This is a genomic window from Kerstersia gyiorum (assembly GCF_004216755.1).
Classification (GTDB): domain Bacteria; phylum Pseudomonadota; class Gammaproteobacteria; order Burkholderiales; family Burkholderiaceae_B; genus Kerstersia; species Kerstersia gyiorum.
Genome location: NZ_SGWZ01000003.1, coordinates 56015 through 74717 on the forward strand (window position 1 = coordinate 56015; position 18703 = coordinate 74717).

Consider the following 18703-nt stretch of genomic DNA (forward strand, 5'->3'; position numbering starts at 1 on the left):
CTGGCGCCAGCATGATCCACGCTGGCAGGCTCGCGCGCCGCCCTGGTTTCGTGCAATCATTTTAGGGCCGGCCCGAACGATCTCCCTCTATTCCCCTGCATCATTCATGACCTCTCGCCGCCACGCCTCTCCGGTCTTCCGGCCCGCATCCCCTGCAACCGCCAGGCTGTGCGCCCACCTGGCCGCCCTGCTATTCGGCCTGAGTGCAATCTTCGGCGCGCTGATCCATGCGGATGCCGTCACCATTACCTTCGGGCGCGCACTGTTCGCCTGTCTCGCCCTTGCCGCCTTTGCCTGCTGGCGTGGCCATGGACTGCATCAGCGCATGGCCCCCCGCCAGTTCGCCCTGCTCATGATCACAGGAATCTTGCTGGCGCTGCACTGGATCACTTTCTTCATCTCCGTAAAAACCGGTGGCGTCGCCATGGCCACCCTGGGCTTCGCCAGCTTTCCTGCATTCATCGCGCTGCTGGACCGTTGGCTCTTCCGCGAGCGCATCGGCCGCAGCGAAAGCCTGTTGCTGGTGCTGGTCAGCGCCGGTCTGGTGCTGGTGACGCCTGCCTTCCATGCCTCCGACCAGGGCACCATCGGCCTGCTCTGGGGCGTGGCATCGGGTTTCTCGTTCGCCCTGCTGGCTGCCGCCAACCGCCGCGCCGTGCACGGCTTGGCCGCGATACAGGTGGCGTTCTGGCAGAACACGACCGTAGCGCTGGTCCTGGCGCCATTCGCCTCATGGGGACTGATGCGACTCGACGGGCTGGACTGGCTGAACCTGGCCTTGCTGGGCATTTTGTGCACCGGGCTCGCGCATGGTCTGTTCGTGGCCAGCCTGCGCGGACTGAGCGCACGCGGCAGCGGCATGATTATTGCGCTGGAGCCCGTCTATGCCATCGCCGGCGCCTGGTGGCTATTTGGCGCCCAACCTACGGGGCGGATGCTGGCGGGCGCGGCGCTGATCGTCAGCGCCATCGTGCTGGCCGCACGCAACAAGGCGGCGGCACCAGCCGAGACAGCCGAACCACCGCCAGCTCCCTGACTTGATGCCGGCCCTGCCACGGCTTCAGCGCCGCTTGGACCCCATCAGCGAACCCAGAATGCCGCGCACCAGGGAATTGCCCATGGAACGTGCCGTGCTTTTCACTACGCTCTGGACCACCCCATCGCGCTTGCCGCCACGCGGCCCCGTCGAACCAAACAGCAACTCATTGACGGCCTTGAGCATGGGATTGCCGCCATCATCCTGCTGCGGCTCGGCAGCCGGGCTGGCCGCCTTGCCCGCTGGCGCCGCCGGCGTCCCTGCGACAGAGGTCACGGCCCGCGCAGCCAGGATCTCGTAGGCGGATTCCCGGTCAACCGCCTGACCGTAGCGCAGGTCCATTTGCGATGCCTGGCGCAGCGCTTGCCGTTGCATCACAGGAATGGGACCAATTTGCGAGCCCGGCGCACATATCCAGGCACGTTGCGTCACGCCTGGACGGCCCTGCTCATCCAGCAGCGATACCAGGGCCTCGCCCACGGCCAGTTCGGTAATCGCAGCGGTGATATCCAGGCCGGGATTCGGCCGCATGGTCTCGGCCGCCGTGCGCACTGCCTTTTGGTCGCGCGGCGTGAAAGCGCGCAAGGCATGCTGCACACGGTTCCCCAACTGCCCCAGTACCGTTTCCGGAATATCGGCCGGGTTCTGCGTCACGAAGTACACCCCGACGCCCTTGGAGCGGATCAGGCGCACGACCTGCTCGATTTTTTCCAGCAGCGCCGCCGGCGCATCGTTGAACAGCAGGTGGGCCTCATCAAAAAAGAACACCAGCCGCGGCCTGTCTAGATCCCCGACCTCGGGCAAGCGCTCGAACAGTTCGGCCAGCAGCCACAGCAGGAAGACGGAATACAGACGGGGAGACTGCATCAGCCGGTCTGCGGCCAGGATATTGACCACGCCACGCCCCTGCGCATCCGTGCGCATCAGGTCCGCGATATCCAGCATGGGCTCGCCGAAAAACTGGTCCGCCCCCTGGCTTTCCAGGGTGAGCAGGGCCCGCTGGATCGCCCCCACCGACGCGCTGGACACATTGCCGTAGCGCGTACGCAGTTCCGCCGCCCTATCTGCCACGTTCTGCAACATGGACCGCAGGTCCTTCATGTCCAGCAACAACAGCCCTTCGTCATCGGCCACCCGGAACACCAGCGACAGCACGCCTTCCTGGGTCGCATTGAGATTGAGCATGCGCGACAGCAGCATCGGCCCCATATCGGAGATGGTGGCGCGCACGGGATGGCCCTGCTCACCGAACACATCCCAAAGCTCCACCGGGCAGGCGCCCCATTGGGGCGGCGGCAAACCCAGTTTTTCCAGCCGTGCCAGCAGCTTGGGCGATGCTTCCCCAGCCTGGGCCAGGCCGGTCAGGTCACCTTTGACGTCGGCCATGAATACCGGCGTGCCCAGCCGCGAGAAGGACTCGGCAAGCACTTGCAGGGTGACGGTCTTCCCGGTACCGGTGGCCCCGGTAATGCAGCCATGGCGATTGGCCAGCGCAGGCAGCAGATGGACATCCGTTCCGGCATTGCGGGCAACGAGAATGGGGTCGGCGCTCATGGTTTCTTCCCGGGAAGCAAATAAAACGCAGTTTAGGGCTTTCACACCCGTGTCGCAGCCGACTTTCCCGTCTTTGACACAGGCGCAACCCATTTTCCGCATGCCTGGCCCAGGCGCGACAAGGTTTTCAATGACCCGGAACCGGGGACGCTGCTATCATTCGCCGGTTTTTCATCTCATGCGCCGCCATCCGTCCGGTACCTCTCCAGCGGTACCGGACGGATGGCAATGCTCGTTTAGCCGTGACAACAAGCAGCCAATCTGCCCCACCCCAGACATCCTCTCCGCCCAACGGCGGCCTGAAGAGGGAACTCAAAGCCCGGCACCTGTCCATGATCGCCATCGGCGGCTCCATCGGCACCGGCCTGTTCGTCGCATCTGGCGCGACGATCTCCCAGGCGGGCCCGGGCGGCGCGCTGCTGTCCTACGTGCTGATCGGCCTGATGGTCTATTTTCTGATGACCAGCCTGGGCGAGCTTGCAGCCTGCATGCCGGTATCCGGGTCCTTCGCCACCTATGGCGCACGTTACGTCGATGACGGTTTCGGATTCGCGCTGGGCTGGAACTACTGGTACAACTGGGCCGTCACGATTGCCGTCGACCTGGTCGCCGCCCAGTTGGTCATGGCCTATTGGTTTCCGGACGTCCCTGGCGTCATCTGGAGCGCGCTGTTCCTCTGCCTGCTGTTCGCCCTCAATTACCAGTCGGTGCGCGGCTTTGCTGAAACCGAGTACTGGTTCGCCGCCATCAAGGTGGTAACTGTGCTGTTCTTCATCGGCGCCGGCTTCCTGATGGTGCTGGGCATTCTCAAGGGCGGCGAGCACAGCGGTCTGGCCAACTGGACAATCGGCGACGCACCATTCGCAGGCGGCGTCGCCACCATGATAGGCGTGGCCATGGTGGTCGGGTTTTCCTTCCAGGGCACCGAGCTGATCGGCATCGCCGCCGGCGAATCGGAAGACCCGGCGCGCAACATTCCCCGGGCGGTGCGCAAGGTTTTCTGGCGCATTCTGCTGTTCTACGTCCTGGCGATTTTCGTCATCAGCCTGCTGATCCCCTACACCGACCCGCAATTGCTGCGCAACGAAGTGTCGGACATCAGCGTCAGCCCCTTTACCCTGGTCTTTGAAAAGGCCGGCCTGCTCTCGGCAGCGGCAGTCATGAACGCAGTGATCCTGACTTCCGTGCTGTCGGCCGGCAACTCGGGCATGTATGCATCCACCCGGATGCTGTACAACCTGGCGCTGGAAGGCAAGGCGCCACGCATCTTCGCCCGCCTGTCGGTCAACGGCGTCCCGCGCTACGCACTGCTGGCCACCGCCGCCGTGGCCGCACTGTGCTTCCTGGCCTCCATTTTCAGTCCGAGCGCGATCTATATCTGGCTGCTCAATGCCTCTGGCATGACCGGCTTCATTGCCTGGCTGGGCATTGCCATCAGCCACTACCGCTTCCGGCGGGGCTATATGCACCAGGGCCGCGACCTGAACCTGCTGCCCTACCGCGCCGGCCTGTTCCCCTTCGGCCCTATCTTTGCCTTCGTGCTGTGCCTGATCATCACGCTGGGACAGAACTATGAAGCCTTCCTCAATGACCAGATCGACTGGCTGGGCGTGGTCGCCACCTACATTGGCCTGCCGCTGTTCCTGCTGATCTGGCTGGGCTACCGGCTGGTCAAGGGCGGCCGCTTCGTGCGGCTCGATGAGATGACCTTCCCCGATTCGCTGTCGGGGCCGGTACCGCGCCGGCCCGGGAAGTAATGGCAGCCACGCCCAATGCCGGACAGTTGCCTGCCCGACGGCGTCTCCCGGCGCATTTCCCTGACGCCGCAGGAGCGATTCTCCCCCTGCGGCGTCAAGCAAGCTAAAATCCCGGTTCTTTCCGTTTTTTTCCTTTATTTCAGAGCACTATGGCCGGACACAGCAAGTGGGCTAACATCCAGCACCGCAAAGGGCGTCAGGACGCCAAGCGCGGCAAGATCTGGACCAAGATCATCCGTGAAATCACTGTCGCCGCGCGAGCCGGCGGCCCTGACCCGGCCACCAACCCCCGCTTGCGCCTGGCCTGGGACAAGGCCACCGACGTCAACATGCCCAAGGACAACATCCAGCGCGCCATCACGCGCGGGGCTGGCGGCGCCGATGGCGCCAACTACGAGGAAATCCGCTACGAAGGCTACGGCATCGGCGGCGCGGCCGTCATCGTAGACGCCATGACCGACAACCGTACCCGTACGGTCGCCGAAGTCCGCCACGCTTTCGCCAAGAACGGTGGCAATCTGGGCCAGGAAGGCTCGGTGGCCTTCATGTTCAAGCACTGCGGCCAGTTCATCTTCGCGCCCGGCACCTCTGAAGACCAGGTAATGGAAGTTGCACTGGAAGCCGGCGCCGAGGACATCCAGACCGATGACGAAGGCGTGATCGAAGTCATCACCGCCCCAGGCGACTACGCTGCCGTGCGCGATGCCTTGCTGGCAGCCAGCCTGACGCCGGAAGTCGACGGCATCATCATGAAAGCCCTCAACGAAACCGAGCTGACCGGCGAAGATGCCGTCAAAATGCAAAAACTGCTGGATGCGCTGGAAGCCCTGGACGATGTCCAGGAAGTTTTCACCACCGCAGTCCTGGACGAAACCGAATAAGGCCGTCCACTCGCGCGGCCGCCCATGCGGCCGCCTGCAGAACAAGAAACAGCCTGCGCCCGGCAACGGGCGCAGGCCTTGGCAGCATCCTCCACGCTGGTCGTGGCAACCACCCTACTGATTCAAACAATGAAACTCTTGGTCATCGGCTCGGGCGGCCGCGAACATGCCCTGGCATGGCGCCTGGCGCAATCTGAACGCGTCCACAAGGTCTATGTCGCTCCTGGCAACGGCGGTACCGCACTCGCCCGCAACCTGGAAAACGTGGATATCACGGATCCCGAGCAGTTGGCCGATTTCGCCCAGCGCGAACAGATCGCGCTGACGGTGGTGGGCCCGGAGGCGCCCCTGGCGGCCGGCGTGGTCGACGTGTTCCGCGCCCGCAAGCTGAAGATCTTCGGCGCCACCAAGGCCGCTGCCCAGCTGGAAAGCTCCAAGGACTACGCCAAGGCCTTCCTGTTCCGCCACAACATTCCGACGGCGGCCTACCAGACCTTCACCGACCCGGCCCAGGCGCATGCCTATATTGAGGCCCAGGGCGCACCCATCGTCATCAAGGCCGACGGCCTGGCGGCGGGCAAGGGCGTGGTCGTGGCGGAAACCCTGGAACAGGCCCACGAAGCCGTGGACGCCATGCTGGGCGACGGTTCGCTGGGCGCGGCCGGCGCCCGCGTCGTCATCGAGGAATTCCTGCAAGGCGAGGAAGCCAGCTTCATCGTCATGGTCGATGGCCGCAACGTGCTCGCCCTGGCCACCAGCCAGGACCACAAGCGCCTGGGCGACGGCGATACCGGCCCGAATACGGGCGGCATGGGCGCCTACTCGCCCGCGCCGGTCGTAACACCGGAAATGCACCATCGCATCATGCGCGAAGTGATCCTGCCCACCGTGCAGGGTATGGCGCGCGACGGCATCCCCTACACCGGCTTCCTGTATGCCGGCCTGATGATCGCCCCGGGCGACGATCCGGCCCGCCCGATCAAGGTGCTGGAGTTCAATTGCCGCATGGGCGACCCGGAAACTCAGCCCATCATGATGAGGATCAAAAGCGATTTCGTCGATGTCCTCGAAAATGCTGTGGAAGGTACGCTCGACCAGGCGGAAATCACCTGGGATAGGCGCACGGCTATCGGCGTCGTGCTGGCAGCGGCCAACTATCCCGGCGAACCCCGCCGGGGCGACGCCGTTACCGGCCTGCCGGCTGACAATTCCGATGTCATGGTGTTCCATGCCGGAACTCGCTACGACGGCCAGGATGTCCTGACCAACGGCGGCCGCGTACTGTGCGTTACAGCCCTGGGAGATTCGCTGCGCATTGCCCGCGATCTGGCCTATGACACCGTGGAGCGCGTCCATTTCAACGGACGCCAATACCGCACGGACATCGGCTGGCGCGCGTTCAAGCGCGGATCGGGCGCGGCCTGACCCCTACCACTTCCCGCAGGAGCCGCACAATGCCGTCCATTCCCCTGTCCTCAGCCAGGCAATACTTCCTCGACCTGCAGCAACGCATCGTCACAGGCCTGGAACAAGTCAGCAATGAATCATTCCGCGAAGACCGCTGGGACCGCGAGGAAGGCGGCGGCGGCATCTCCCGGCTGATCGAGGGCGGGGAGTTCCTGGAACGCGGCGGTGTGCTGTTCAGCCACGTCCAGGGCGCGACCCTGCCGCCCTCGGCCAGCGCCCACCGCCGCGAGCTGGCCGGCCGCCCCTGGGAAGCCATGGGTATTTCCATGGTGCTGCACCCGCGCAACCCCTATGTGCCGACCACGCACATGAACGTGCGCCTGTTCGTGGCCAAGGCCCGGCCCGGCATAGACGACAGCGACCGCTACTGGTTCGGCGGCGGGCTGGACCTCACGCCCTACTACGCCTACGAAGAAGACGCCCGGCATTTCCACCAGACCTGCCACGACGCGCTGGCGCCATTCGGCGACGAATACTATCCGCGCTTCAAGGGCTGGTGCGATGAATACTTCTATCTCAAGCACCGCAAGGAAACGCGCGGGATCGGCGGTATTTTCTTCGACGACCTGGACGTGCCCGACTTCGACAGCAGCTTTGCGCTGACACGTTCCGTGGGCGACTGTTTCCTGCAGGCCTACCTGCCCATCGTCGAACGCCGCATCGGCCAGGAATACGGCCAGCGCGAGCGCGACTTCCAGGCCTACCGGCGTGGCCGCTACGTGGAATTCAACCTCGTCTTCGACCGGGGCACGCTGTTCGGCCTGCAATCCGGCGGACGCACGGAGTCCATCCTGCTGTCCATGCCCCCTATGGCCCAGTGGCGCTATGACTGGCAGCCGGAACCCGGCACGCCGGAAGCGCGGCTGTACGAGTTCCTGACCCCCAGGGATTGGATTTGATCACACCCGTTCACGCCGTTCCTTCTGAACCGCTGCCGCGCATCGGCCTGCTGGGCGGCAGTTTCGACCCCATTCACCTGGCCCACATTGCCCTGGCGCAGGCGGCCTTGTCGTACCTGCAGCTGGCCGGCGTGCAGTTCATTCCGGCGGCGCAGCCCTGGCAGCGCCGGCCGCTCCAGGCCAGCGCCGACCAGCGGCTGGACATGCTGCGGCTGGCCCTGGCAGGACAGGAACGGCTTTCCATCAATACCGCCGAGCTGGATCGCGGCGGCCCGACCTACACCATAGATACCGTGCGGCAGTTGCCGCAGGACAGCCGCTACGTGTGGCTGTTGGGCACCGACCAGCTTGCCAACTTCTGCACCTGGCACGACTGGCAGGAGATCGTCGCCCGCGTCGATCTTGCCGTGGCCCAGCGCCCCGGCTCCAGCCTCCAGGCACCGCCAGCGTTGGCCGAATGGCTGACCGCACATGGCCGCCAGCTGGAAGAAATCCCCTTCGAACCCCGCCAGGTATCGGCTTCCGATATCCGGGCACGCCAGGCACACGGCGACTCGCTGCACGGTCTGGTCGCACCTGCCGTGGCGAGCTACATCGACGCCCACGGGCTGTACCGGGACGCCGGTTCCGCCTGAAGCGCCGGCGCTCCGCACGCAGGCAGGCGCAGCTTCCCGGCATAATTCCCGTAAAACGCCTCTTTCCCGCAGCCACGCTGCATCTGATCGCGCTATATTTCCCGCATGGATATACAAAAACTGCAACGCGCCGTGCTTGACGCGCTGGAAGACGTCAAGGCACAGGACATCAAGGTATTCAATACCACCCACCTGACCGGCCTGTTCGACCGTGTCATCATCACCTCCGCCTCCTCCAACCGCCAAACCCGTGCGCTGGCCAAGAGCGTCGGCGACTGCGCCCGGGAACTCGGCATTCCCGTCCTGGCCGAAGAAGGCCTGGAAACGGGCGAATGGGTGCTGGTGGACCTGGGCGACATCGTCGTCCACATCATGCAACCCGCAATCCGCCAGTACTACAACCTGGAAGAAATCTGGGGCGACAAGCCGGTGCAGGTCAAACTGCTGCCGGAATCCACGCGTCCGGTACCCATCGCTCCCATCCAGCAGCGCCCGGGCCTGGACCAGGACGCCTGAGCCCTTCCCTGCCACCAGCGCCGTTCCGGGATAATCCGCGAATGGCGCCCCTCTTTTCGCGCAGCGCCCGCGCCGCTGCGACGCCATCGCCGTGAAACTACACATCCTCGCCGTAGGCCAGCGCATGCCGGACTGGATAGAAACCGGCTGGAACGAATATGCCAAGCGCATGCCGGCGGACTTTCCGCTGGTGCTGCGGGAAATCAAGCCTGAGCCGCGCAGCGGCGGCAAGACGCCGGCACAAATGATGGAAGCAGAAGCGCGCCGCATCGAGGCCGCCCTGCCGCCGCAATGCACACTGGTCATCCTGGATGAGCACGGCCGCGACTACACCACGATGAAGCTGTCCCAGGCCATGCAGGACTGGCGCCAGGAAGGCCGTGACGTCGCCTTCATCATCGGCGGGCCGGATGGCCTGGATGCCAGCCTCAAGCAGCGCGGCCACCTGGCCCTGAGACTGTCGTCGCTGACCTTGCCGCATCCATTCGTGCGGGTCATGCTGGCCGAACAGCTCTACCGTGCCTGGACCATCCTGCAGAACCACCCCTATCACCGCAGCTGAAATCCAGCTCCAGGCCATCGCCATGACCGCCACACCCTCAGCCTCCCGCCTGCCACTCTACCTGGCCTCCGCCAGCCCCAGGCGCGCCGAACTGCTGGGCCAGATCGGCCTGGCCCACAGCGTGCTGCGCGTGCCGTCGCCACCTGGCGAAGACGAACCCCGGCTCGCCAATGAAAGCGCGCGCGAGTACGCCCGGCGTACCACGCTGGAAAAAACCCGGCGTGCGGTGGACTGGGTGCAGCAGCAAAGCCTGCCCCCAGGCCTGATCCTGTGCGCCGACACGTCTGTCGCGCTGGGTGAAGAGATACTCGGCAAGCCAGCCGACGCCGACGATGCCGCACGCATCCTGCACCGCCTGTCCGGCACGCGCCATGAGGTGCGTACCTGGGTGGCGCTGTACGACCCAGCCAACGGCCAGACACATGAACGCGAATCCGTATCGCTGGTCTGGATGAAGTCCCTGAGCGATACCGAAATCCAGGCCTATTGCCGCAGCGGCGAACCACAAGGCAAGGCGGGTGCCTATGGCATCCAGGGCCTGGCATCGGTTTTCATCGAACGGCTGGACGGCAGCTACAGCGGCGTCATGGGTCTGCCGCTGCATGAGACGGCGGAACTGCTGCGTCTCACAGGCCACCCGGTGCTGGGCTGAACGCCCCCGGCCATGTTCGAATTCATCACCCTGCCGCCGGAAGTCACGCACGCCTTTGCCATCGTGCTCGTCATCGCCAGTTTTTTCACTTCGGCGCTGACTTCCGCCATGGGACTGGGCGGTGGCGTGGCAATGCTGGCCATCATGGCCGCAGGCCTGCCCGTCAGCAGCGTACTGCCGGCACACGGCATCGTCCAGATGGGCTCCAACCTGGGCCGCACAGTCATCCAGCGCCAGTACGTTATCTGGCCGCTGGTGCTCTGGTTTTCGATCGGCAGTGTCATCGGCATCGCGTTGGGCAGCCCTGTCGCTGCGTATATTCCTGAACGCGGCGCCAAGCTGCTGCTGGCCGTGTTCATCCTGTGGGCCGTGTTCGGCAAGAAACCGCCGCCCAGCCCGCCCGGCAAGCCCTATCTGATCGCTGGCGGGGCCCTGACGAGCTTCGCCACCATGATCGTCGGCGCCACCGGGCCGCTAGTCGCCGCGCTCCTGGCCGCAATCGGCTTGACCAAGCAACGCCTGGTTGCCACCCATGCCACCTGCCTGAGCATCCAGCACGGACTGAAAATCCTGGCGTTCGGCGTCCTCGGCTTCGCCTATGCCCAGTGGGCCTTCCTGCTGGCCTGCATGATTGCCAGCGGGGTGCTGGGAACCTATGCCGGCACGCGCCTGCTCGACAACATGCCGGAGCGCTATTTCCGGCTGGGCTTTCGCATCACCATGGCCTTGCTGTGCGCGCAGATGCTCTGGCAAGCCCTGGCGCCCTGAGACACTCAAGCTCTGCTGCCCCTTTAGTCCCTGACGCAGCGCCCAGATACCCATCCCACCAGAAGGCCTGCGCCGCTCATGCCACCACGCTGCGTTCATCGACACTGCCGGGCAACACGATGCTGCCATCGCGCAGCGCACGGATCAGCGAATACGGCGTCGCGCAGATATGGGCTTCCAGCGCCAACGCGGCTCGCGCGTCCTCGCCGGCCATTGCCAGTTCGAAAATCCCCTTGTGTTCCAGGTGCACGTCGCGCGTCATGCCCGGCAATTGCATGGCAAAGCAGCGATAGCGCTCGCCATGGCGCGTCAGCAGGCGCAACACGCGGCGCGTCCAGGGAGACTCATGGCCGGCCAGCAAGGCATCGTGAAAGCGCGCATTCAGCACTTCCCACTGGCGTCGGCGCGCCATGGTCAGGGGTTGCTCGAATTCCGACATGGCCTCGAAACTGGCTTCCAGCGCCTTGCGCCAGGCCATATCGCCGTGACGGATGGCCAGCCGCAAGGCATGGGTTTCGATATGAACACGCAAGCGGGTCAGATCTTCCAGGTCTTCCAGCGCGATGGGCGACACGCGAAAGCCGCGCTGCCCTTCCGCCGTCACCAGCGCATCGCTGACCAGGCGAGTCAGGGCTTCGCGCAGCGTGCCGGCGCTGACGCCATACTGGCCGCGCAGGTGGTCAATGCGCAGCTTGCTGCCCGGCTGCAGGTGCCCTTCGATGATATCGGCGCGCAGCCTGGCATAGGTCTGTTCCGTCAGGGTGCGCAGCTCATCGTCCCCTTCACCGCATTCCAGCGCAGCGGACAGTTGCGCCATGAACGATCGCTTCGACATGGCTATTCCTCTCCCTTGCCGCGAATGCGGGACAGACGGTAGCTGAGCTGCGGCCGCGTCATTTTCAGCGCCCGCGCCGCAGCTGCCATATTGCCGCCTGCCTGCGCCAATGCCTCCTGCAGCAGCAGGCTTTCCAGATCATCCAGGCCCAGGCCCTGCTTCTGCAACAGGTAGTACACGCCGCTGGCGCTCTGCAGGCTGCCCGGCTGCGACAGCGTCGCAGCGTCACCCTCGCTGGTTTCATCGTCGGCCGAAGCCAGTTGGCCCGACGCCGCCAAATGATCCGTCAGCGGCATATCTAGCGACGGGAACAGCGTACCGGCGTCGATAGGCTGTTCCGGCGGCGTCAGGATGACGCCGCGCTCTATCAGGTTGGACAGCTCCCGCACATTGCCTGGCCAGTCGTGGTTGCACAGGGCCGCCATGGCTGGGCCGGTAAAGCCCGCCACGCGCTTGCCGTGCAAGGTACAGTACTGCTCCAGCATATGCCGCGCCAGCAGGGGAATGTCGTCCAGGCGTTCGCACAGCGAAGGTATCTGTATCGGGTAGATATTCAGGCGATACAGCAGATCCCGGCGGAATGTGCCAGCCTCCACCGCCTTTTCCAGGTCCACGTTGGTGGCCGCAACCACGCGCACGTTGACCTTGCGCACTTCCGTGCCTCCCAGTTTCTCGATTTCACCCTGCTGCAACACGCGCAGCAGCTTGGCCTGGGCCGCCAGGGGCAGTTCCCCGAGTTCATCCAGGAACAAGGTGCCGCCATCGGCCCGCTCGAAACGCCCGAGCCGGGTCTGCACGGCGCCGGTATAGGCCCCCTTTTCAACACCGAACAGTTCGCTTTCGATCAGATCGGCAGGCAAGGCGGCGCAATTGATGGCCACGAATGGCTGCTCGGCACGGTCGCTCATGGCGTGCAGCGCGCGGGCAAACTGTTCCTTGCCCACGCCTGTCGGCCCGGTCAGCAGCACCGTCACCTGGGTCGGCGCAGCCCGTTGCAGCAACATGAAAGCGCGCTCGAACGCCGGCGACTGGCCGACCAGCTGGCTGCGATGGCGGTTCTGGTCCAGCTGACCCCGCAAGGCCTCGACCTCCTGGCGCAGGGCCGTCACGGTTTCCTGAACCGATACCGGCCCGGCATCGGGTTCGTCGCGCTGCGCTGCCGGCCATTCATGCAGGAAACGGCCTTCGATCTGGCAATGCGCGTGCCCGCAGGCCGTACATCGAACCTCCTTGAACAGCACGGGCTGCTGGAAAAACGCCGTCGAGTATCCCGAGGCATACCCCAGTTGCATCCAACAGGCCGGGTCATCTTGCTGCCCATATTCCTGCATGTGCGCTTCAGCTTCCCAGCTGTACGACCAATTGAACACAGCATGGAAATGGCGCCGCACCGGATCGGCATGCGGTTGGTAATCGAATACCAGGGGTTCGACCTGCACCGCACCTTCCAGCATGTGCAATTGCGGGCCGATGGCAAAGGCCTCGAACACGCTCTGGTCGGGGCGCACCTGGCGGGCGAGCAAGCCGTCCTGCTCGCCCGCCGAATACCCGGCGCGCGTCAACAGGGTCCTGGCCTGCTCCAGCCCGAAACTCTGGATGATTTCCTTGCGCATCGCACGCAGGGTATTCACATGCATCAACAGCATGCGCTGGCCGGCCAGCCAGATCCGGCCATCCATGCGGGAAAAGCGCAGCAACCTGCGCAGGTCCCGGTCGGATGGGAAAACAGGGGTGTTGGATTCGGGCATGTCTCGTTTTTTATCGATATTTATGCGCCTGATTATCGGGTTTTGATGATCCCGTGCATCCTGCTGTTTTCCCTGATGCGGAATTCGTTCATTGCCGCCGGATGAATTCATCATCTCATCATGATGCAGTGCAATGAGCCGAAAATCAGCGACGATCAAATAAATATGATTCTCTTTACGTCCCCTGAAAACAGGGGGTCGGCTCTGTTTTTTTAAGGGCTTTCCCTGGTTTTATCGATATTCCTGCGAGCTGGCACGCTTATTGCAAGTAGGCCTGTACAGACAGCCGAAAAGGAAAAATCGCCATGAGTGCCCTGACGACAGACGACACCTCCATCCCGTTGCCCGCCGTTGACCTGAGCAAACGCTATGTCAGGGTCACTGGCCAGCGTGACAACGGGTTCATCGAATTCGAATTTTCCGTGGGCTGGCAGGAACTGGTCGTCGAACTGATCCTGATGCCCCCCGACTTCAAGGCCTTCTGCGAAGCCAACCACGTGGAGATGCTGCCGCCGCACGAAGAAGGGCACGAGGACGGACACGAAGACTGAAGCATCCATGCAGCCATACCGACAACAACAGGAGACTAGGCATGAACATTGATTTACAGGCACGGGAAATACAGCCCCTGCGCCAGACCTTCGACCGCGTGCAAGCCTATACCGGCGACAAGCCCGCGTCGCGTTACCTGGAAGCCATCCTGAGCACGCAGCCCACGGAGAACTTCCACTACCGCGCCACCTGGGAGCCCGAGTACGAACTGTTCGACCAGCGCCGCACGGCGATCCGCATGGCGGACTGGAATTCGCTGCGCGACCCCCGGCAGTTCTACTACGCCACCTGGACCATGGCGCGCGCCCGCCAGCAGGAAGCCATGGATGCCAACTACCAGTTCGTGGAATCGCGCGAGCTGCTCGACATGATGCCTGATGCCCTGCGCGCCAACGTGGCCGCCACGCTGATGCCGCTGCGCCACGTCGCCTGGGGCGGCAACATGAACAATTGCAGCATCTGTAGCCGCAGCTATGGCACAGCGTTTTCCGCGCCGGTGCTGATGCACGCCATGGACCACCTGGGCGCCGCGCAATACCTGACGCGCCTGGGCCTGCTGATGGGTGCGGAAACGACGCTGCTGGACGCAGGCAAGGCCGACTGGCTGGATGCCCCGGCCTGGCAGCCGCTGCGCCGCTTCCTGGAGGATTCCTTCGTCGTCATGGACCCGGTCGAGCTGTTCGTACTGCAGAACGTCGTCCTCGACGGCCTGCTCTACCCGCTCATCTACGGCCAGTACATCGACGGCTATGTGTCCCAGCGCGGCGGTACGCCGCTTGCCATGCTGACGGTCTTCATGCCCGAATGGCACAAGGAATCGGCCCGCTGGACCGACGCCCTGCTCAAGGTCATGGCGGCGGAATCCCCCGAAAACAAGGCACAGCTGCAGGAATGGCTGGCCCGCCACGGTGCCCGTGCCCAGGAAGTCCTGGCGCCGGTTGCCCAGCTTGCCATGCAGGACGATGGAGCCGCCGCCTTGCGCGCCGCCAGTGAAGAACTGCATACCCGCATGGCCAAGATCGGCCTCGCCCTGAACTGACCCGGGATCACCGCCATGACCAGCACGACCTCCAATGTATTCATCGCCTTCCAGGCCAATGAAGAATCCCGCCCGGTGGTGGATGCCATCCTGCAGGACAACCCCCAAGCCAGTGCCGTCTACTCGCCCGGCCTGGTGAAGATCGACGCCCCGGGCCGCCTGAGCATCCAGCGCGCCACGATCGAAGAGCATACGGGCCAGCCGTACGACCTGCAGCAGCTGCACGTCAACCTCGTCACCCTGTCGGGCAACATCGACGAGGACGACGACCAATTGACCCTGAGCTGGGGCGCCTGAGCCTCCCTGCCAAGAACAGACAGAAACGGAGACAAGATATGGATACCAGAGTCACACGCAAGAAGCTCGGCCTGAAAGAGCGCTACGCCACCATGACCCGCGGCCTGGGCTGGGAAACCAGCTACCAGCCCATGGACAAGGTGTTTCCCTATGACAAGTTCGAAGGCATCAAGATCCACGACTGGGACAAATGGGAAGACCCCTTCCGCCTGACCATGGACGCCTACTGGAAATACCAGGGCGAAAAGGAAAAGAAGCTCTACGCCGTGATCGAGGCCTTTGCCCAGAACAACGGCCAGCTGAGCGTCTCTGACGCCCGCTATATCAATGCGCTCAAGCTCTTCATCCAGGGCGTGACGCCGCTGGAGTACTACGCCTACCGCGGGTTTGCCCACCTGGGCCGCCACTTCACCGGCGAAGGCGCCCGCGTGGCCACGCAAATGCAGGCCATTGACGAGCTGCGCCACTTCCAGACCGAAACGCACGCGCTGTCGCACTACAACAAGTACTTCAACGGCATGCACAACTCGAACCAGTGGTTCGACCGTGTCTGGTACCTGTCCGTGCCCAAGTCTTTCTTCGAGGATGCGCTGACTTCCGGCCCCTTCGAGTTCCTGACCGCCATCAGCTTCTCGTTCGAGTATGTGCTGACCAATCTGCTGTTCGTGCCCTTCATGTCCGGCGCGGCGCACAACGGCGACCTGTCCACCGTGACCTTCGGCTTCTCGGCGCAATCGGATGAATCCCGCCACATGACGCTGGGCATCGAGTGCATCAAGTTCATGCTGGAACAAGACCCGGCCAACGTGCCCATCGTGCAGGGCTGGATCGACAAATGGTTCTGGCGCGGCTACCGCGTGCTGACGCTGGTCGCCATGATGCAGGACTACATGCTGCCCAAGCGCGTCATGAGCTGGAAGGAAGCCTGGGAAATGTACGGCGAAGCCAACGGCGGCGCGCTGTTCCGCGACCTGGCGCGCTATGGCATCCGCGAACCGCTGGGCTGGAAGCAGGCCATGGAGGAGAAGGACCACCTGAGCCACCAGGCATGGAATATCTTCTACAACTACTGCGGCGCCGCAGCCATGCACACCTGGGTGCCCGAAGACGAGGAACTGGACTGGCTGTCGCAGAAGTACCCCGATACCTTCGACAAGCTCTACCGTCCGCGCCTGCTGCATTACCGCAAGCTGCAACAGGAAGGCAAGCGCTTCTACAACAACGCGCTGCCCATGCTGTGCAATACCTGCCAGATTCCGATGGCCTTCACCGAACCCGGCGACCCGACGGCAATCTGCTATCGCGAAAGCACCTATCTGGGCCAGAAGTTCCACTTCTGCAGCGACGGCTGCAAGCAGGTCTTCGACCACGAACCGCAGAAATTCATCCAGTCCTGGCTGCCGGTGCACCAGATCTACCAGGGCAATTGCTTCAAGCCCGATGTCGATCCAACCGCCGAAGGCTTCGATCCGCTGGCCGCCGTGCTGGATTGGTACGGCATCCAGCCGGGCGTGGACAACATGGAATTCGACGGTTCGCCCGACCAGAAGAACTTTGCCAGCTGGACTGGCCGCAGCGTTTGAACAGGAGACACGCCATGACTTTGCGCACGCTCGCCCCGTATGACTTCCCGGCACGAGACACGGAGGACCGCTTCCCGGCGCCACTGCTGTACATCGGCTGGGATGGCCACCTGTCCTTCTGCTCGCCGGTCTGCCTGCCGGTGCCGCCCGACACGCCGTTCGCGGCGCTGCGCGACAGCATTCTGCCAACCATTTACAGCCAGCACCCGGACTTCGCCCTGATCGACTGGGACAAGGTCGAGTGGCTGAAATCCGGCCAGCCCTGGCAGCCGGACGCCGCGCGCAGCCTGGCCGACAACGGCATCGGCCACAAGGATGTGATCCGCTTTCGCACACCTGGGCTGACGGGGATCGCCGGCAGCCACAGCTAAGCGACGCGCAGACAGTACAGGAGAAGCAAACATGAGCTATCAGCTGACGATAGAACCCCTGGGCGCCACCATCGACGTGGAGGAAGGCCAGACCTTGCTGGATGCCGCTTTACGCCAGGGCATCTACATCCCGCATGCGTGCGGACACGGTCTGTGCGGAACCTGCAAGGTCGAAGTCGCCGAAGGGGACATAGATCATGGCAACGCCAACCCGTTCGCACTGATGGACTTCGAGCGCGACGAAGGCAAAACCCTGGCCTGCTGCGCGACCCTGGAATCCGACGCCGTGATCGAGGCGGACATCGACGAAGACCCGGACGCGCGCATCATCCCGGTACGCGACTTCGCCGGCACGGTGACCCGCATCGAAACCCTCACGCCCACCATCAAGGCCATTCACCTGAAACTCGATACACCGATCGAGTTCCAGGCTGGCCAGTATGTCCAGGTTCACATCCCCGGCATCGAGGGCACCCGCGCCTTCTCGATCGCCAATCCGCCCGGCGCCGATGGCCAGGCCACGGAAATCGAGCTCAACGTGCGCCGCATTCCCGGCGGCGCCGGCACCACCTGGCTGCACGAAAGCCTGGAGGAAGGCCAGCAGCTCGATGTCAGCGGCCCCTACGGACGCTTCTTCGTGCGCCGCTCGGCCGCCATGCCGATGCTGTTCATGGCCGGTGGCTCCGGCCTGTCCAGCCCGCGCTCGATGATCCTGGAGTTGCTGGAAAGCGGCTGCGACCATCCCATCACCCTGGTTTACGGCCAGCGCAACCGCGCCGAGCTTTACTACGACCAGGAATTCCGGGAACTGGCGCAGCGCTATCCCAACTTCGAATATGTGGCCGCGCTGTCCGACGAACCGGAGGACTCCGGCTGGGACGGCCCGCGCGGCTTCGTGCACGACGTTGCGCAGCATCACCTGGCCGGTGATTTTTCCGGACGCAAGGCCTATCTGTGCGGCCCGCCGCCCATGATAGAAGCCTGTATCGGCACCCTGATGAAAGGCCGGCTGTTCGAACGCGACATCTATACCGAGAAATTCCTCTCGGCGGCGGACGCCAACAACGTCCGCAGCGCGCTGTTCAAACGCATCTAGGCCGATATCGAATCTTGGGATGCATGGAAACGCGGAACATACCGCGCCATGCAGCAACGGAAGGAGACACGCATATGTTGCCGCTGACACCCTGCCAGAAAGTGCCGGTCCGCGTCGTGCAATCGGACGAGACCTACCAATGCTCGCTGGAAGAAAGCCTGCTCAAGGGCATGCTGAAGCTCGGCCGCAAGGGTATTCCGGTGGGCTGCGTCAGCGGCGGCTGCGGCGTCTGCAAGGTCAGGATCATCGAAGGCAGCGTGCGGGCACTGGGCCCGGTCAGCCGGGCGCATGTCAGCCAGGAAGAAGAAGCCCAGGGCTACACGCTGGCCTGCCGCGTGGCGCCGCTGGAAGCCGTGGTGCTGGAAGTCAGCCCGCTGCTGCGCAAGCCCTTCTGCCGCCCGCCATGCCAGACGCCGGGAACGTGCCCCCCTGCGGACGGCGGTCCCGCTCCCACG

General features: G+C 64.0%; 20 protein-coding genes and 1 pseudogene. 18 read left to right on the forward strand and 3 right to left on the reverse strand.

Annotation, left to right across the window (positions count from 1 at the left end; genetic code table 11):
- Nucleotides 1-106: 106 nt before the first annotated feature.
- Nucleotides 107-1036: a DMT family transporter gene (locus EV679_RS10145; protein ID WP_130487137.1), complete on the forward strand. Its 930-nt coding sequence runs from the start codon at nt 107-109 to the stop codon at nt 1034-1036.
- 24 nt (nt 1037-1060) lie between these two features.
- Here EV679_RS10145 and EV679_RS10150 read toward each other — a convergent pair whose 3' ends face one another.
- Nucleotides 1061-2590 (reverse strand): helicase HerA-like C-terminal domain-containing protein, encoded by a 1530-nt coding sequence (locus EV679_RS10150; RefSeq protein ID WP_130487138.1) that lies wholly within the window; start codon nt 2588-2590, stop codon nt 1061-1063.
- A gap of 242 nt (nt 2591-2832) precedes the next feature.
- Between EV679_RS10150 and EV679_RS10155 the strand changes: the two genes are divergently transcribed.
- The 9 genes from EV679_RS10155 (at nt 2833) to EV679_RS10195 (ending at nt 10727) form a co-directional block, all read left to right on the forward strand.
- A complete protein-coding gene (locus EV679_RS10155; protein ID WP_068373925.1) occupies nt 2833-4347 on the forward strand; it encodes an amino acid permease in 1515 nt (504 codons plus the stop codon).
- Between the two features lie 149 nt (nt 4348-4496).
- Nucleotides 4497-5228, forward strand: coding sequence for a YebC/PmpR family DNA-binding transcriptional regulator (locus EV679_RS10160; RefSeq protein ID WP_068373928.1), 732 nt, complete (start codon nt 4497-4499; stop codon nt 5226-5228).
- Between the two features lie 129 nt (nt 5229-5357).
- Nucleotides 5358-6653 (forward strand): phosphoribosylamine--glycine ligase, encoded by a 1296-nt coding sequence (gene purD, locus EV679_RS10165; RefSeq protein ID WP_068374157.1) that lies wholly within the window; start codon nt 5358-5360, stop codon nt 6651-6653.
- A 29-nt stretch (nt 6654-6682) separates the two neighbouring features.
- A complete protein-coding gene (gene hemF / locus EV679_RS10170) occupies nt 6683-7594 on the forward strand; it encodes an oxygen-dependent coproporphyrinogen oxidase (RefSeq protein WP_068373929.1) in 912 nt (303 codons plus the stop codon).
- A 32-nt stretch (nt 7595-7626) separates the two neighbouring features.
- The gene (nadD, locus tag EV679_RS10175; protein ID WP_130487328.1) at nt 7627-8229 is read left to right on the forward strand and encodes a nicotinate (nicotinamide) nucleotide adenylyltransferase; all 603 of its coding nucleotides are present in this window, start codon (nt 7627-7629) and stop codon (nt 8227-8229) included.
- Between the two features lie 105 nt (nt 8230-8334).
- A complete protein-coding gene (gene rsfS, locus EV679_RS10180) occupies nt 8335-8745 on the forward strand; it encodes a ribosome silencing factor (RefSeq protein ID WP_068373930.1) in 411 nt (136 codons plus the stop codon).
- 91 nt (nt 8746-8836) lie between these two features.
- Nucleotides 8837-9307 carry a 23S rRNA (pseudouridine(1915)-N(3))-methyltransferase RlmH gene (gene rlmH / locus EV679_RS10185; RefSeq protein ID WP_068373932.1) on the forward strand — a complete coding sequence of 157 codons (471 nt, stop codon included), beginning with the start codon at nt 8837-8839 and terminating at the stop codon, nt 9305-9307.
- A gap of 22 nt (nt 9308-9329) precedes the next feature.
- Nucleotides 9330-9959: a Maf family protein gene (locus tag EV679_RS10190; protein WP_068373935.1), complete on the forward strand. Its 630-nt coding sequence runs from the start codon at nt 9330-9332 to the stop codon at nt 9957-9959.
- Between the two features lie 12 nt (nt 9960-9971).
- The gene (locus tag EV679_RS10195; RefSeq protein ID WP_068373938.1) at nt 9972-10727 is read left to right on the forward strand and encodes a sulfite exporter TauE/SafE family protein; all 756 of its coding nucleotides are present in this window, start codon (nt 9972-9974) and stop codon (nt 10725-10727) included.
- Nucleotides 10728-10803: 76 nt separating this feature from the next.
- On the opposite strand, the gene EV679_RS10200 is transcribed toward EV679_RS10195, so the two are convergent.
- Both EV679_RS10200 and EV679_RS10205 read right to left on the reverse strand, forming a co-directional pair.
- Nucleotides 10804-11562: a GntR family transcriptional regulator gene (locus EV679_RS10200; RefSeq protein ID WP_068373940.1), complete on the reverse strand. Its 759-nt coding sequence runs from the start codon at nt 11560-11562 to the stop codon at nt 10804-10806.
- A 2-nt stretch (nt 11563-11564) separates the two neighbouring features.
- Nucleotides 11565-13241, reverse strand: a complete 1677-nt coding sequence (locus EV679_RS10205; RefSeq protein WP_238591433.1) for a sigma-54-dependent Fis family transcriptional regulator — start codon at nt 13239-13241, stop codon at nt 11565-11567.
- Between EV679_RS10205 and EV679_RS17875 the strand changes: the two genes are divergently transcribed.
- From EV679_RS17875 to EV679_RS10240, 8 genes and pseudogenes are all read left to right on the forward strand, one after another.
- On the forward strand, nt 13194-13415 hold the full coding sequence (locus EV679_RS17875) for a hypothetical protein (protein ID WP_240733365.1): 222 nt from the start codon (nt 13194-13196) through the stop codon (nt 13413-13415). The two genes, EV679_RS10205 and EV679_RS17875, sit on opposite strands and share 48 nt — an antisense overlap.
- Before the next feature lie 200 nt (nt 13416-13615).
- On the forward strand, nt 13616-13861 hold the full coding sequence (locus EV679_RS10210) for a phenol hydroxylase subunit (RefSeq protein ID WP_068373946.1): 246 nt from the start codon (nt 13616-13618) through the stop codon (nt 13859-13861).
- A 41-nt stretch (nt 13862-13902) separates the two neighbouring features.
- Nucleotides 13903-14901 carry a ferritin family protein gene (locus EV679_RS10215; RefSeq protein ID WP_068373947.1) on the forward strand — a complete coding sequence of 333 codons (999 nt, stop codon included), beginning with the start codon at nt 13903-13905 and terminating at the stop codon, nt 14899-14901.
- 15 nt (nt 14902-14916) lie between these two features.
- Complete coding sequence (locus EV679_RS10220; protein WP_068373950.1) at nt 14917-15198, forward strand: MmoB/DmpM family protein; 282 nt, start codon at nt 14917-14919, stop codon at nt 15196-15198.
- A 38-nt stretch (nt 15199-15236) separates the two neighbouring features.
- Nucleotides 15237-16781 carry an aromatic/alkene/methane monooxygenase hydroxylase/oxygenase subunit alpha gene (locus EV679_RS10225; RefSeq protein ID WP_068373953.1) on the forward strand — a complete coding sequence of 515 codons (1545 nt, stop codon included), beginning with the start codon at nt 15237-15239 and terminating at the stop codon, nt 16779-16781.
- A 14-nt stretch (nt 16782-16795) separates the two neighbouring features.
- Complete coding sequence (locus EV679_RS10230; protein WP_130487139.1) at nt 16796-17152, forward strand: phenol hydroxylase subunit P4; 357 nt, start codon at nt 16796-16798, stop codon at nt 17150-17152.
- 31 nt (nt 17153-17183) lie between these two features.
- A complete protein-coding gene (locus tag EV679_RS10235) occupies nt 17184-18248 on the forward strand; it encodes an NADH:ubiquinone reductase (Na(+)-transporting) subunit F (protein ID WP_068373974.1) in 1065 nt (354 codons plus the stop codon).
- Between the two features lie 74 nt (nt 18249-18322).
- Nucleotides 18323-18652 (forward strand): annotated as a pseudogene (locus tag EV679_RS10240) (2Fe-2S iron-sulfur cluster-binding protein); the annotation flags it as partial.
- Nucleotides 18653-18703: the final 51 nt, after the last annotated feature.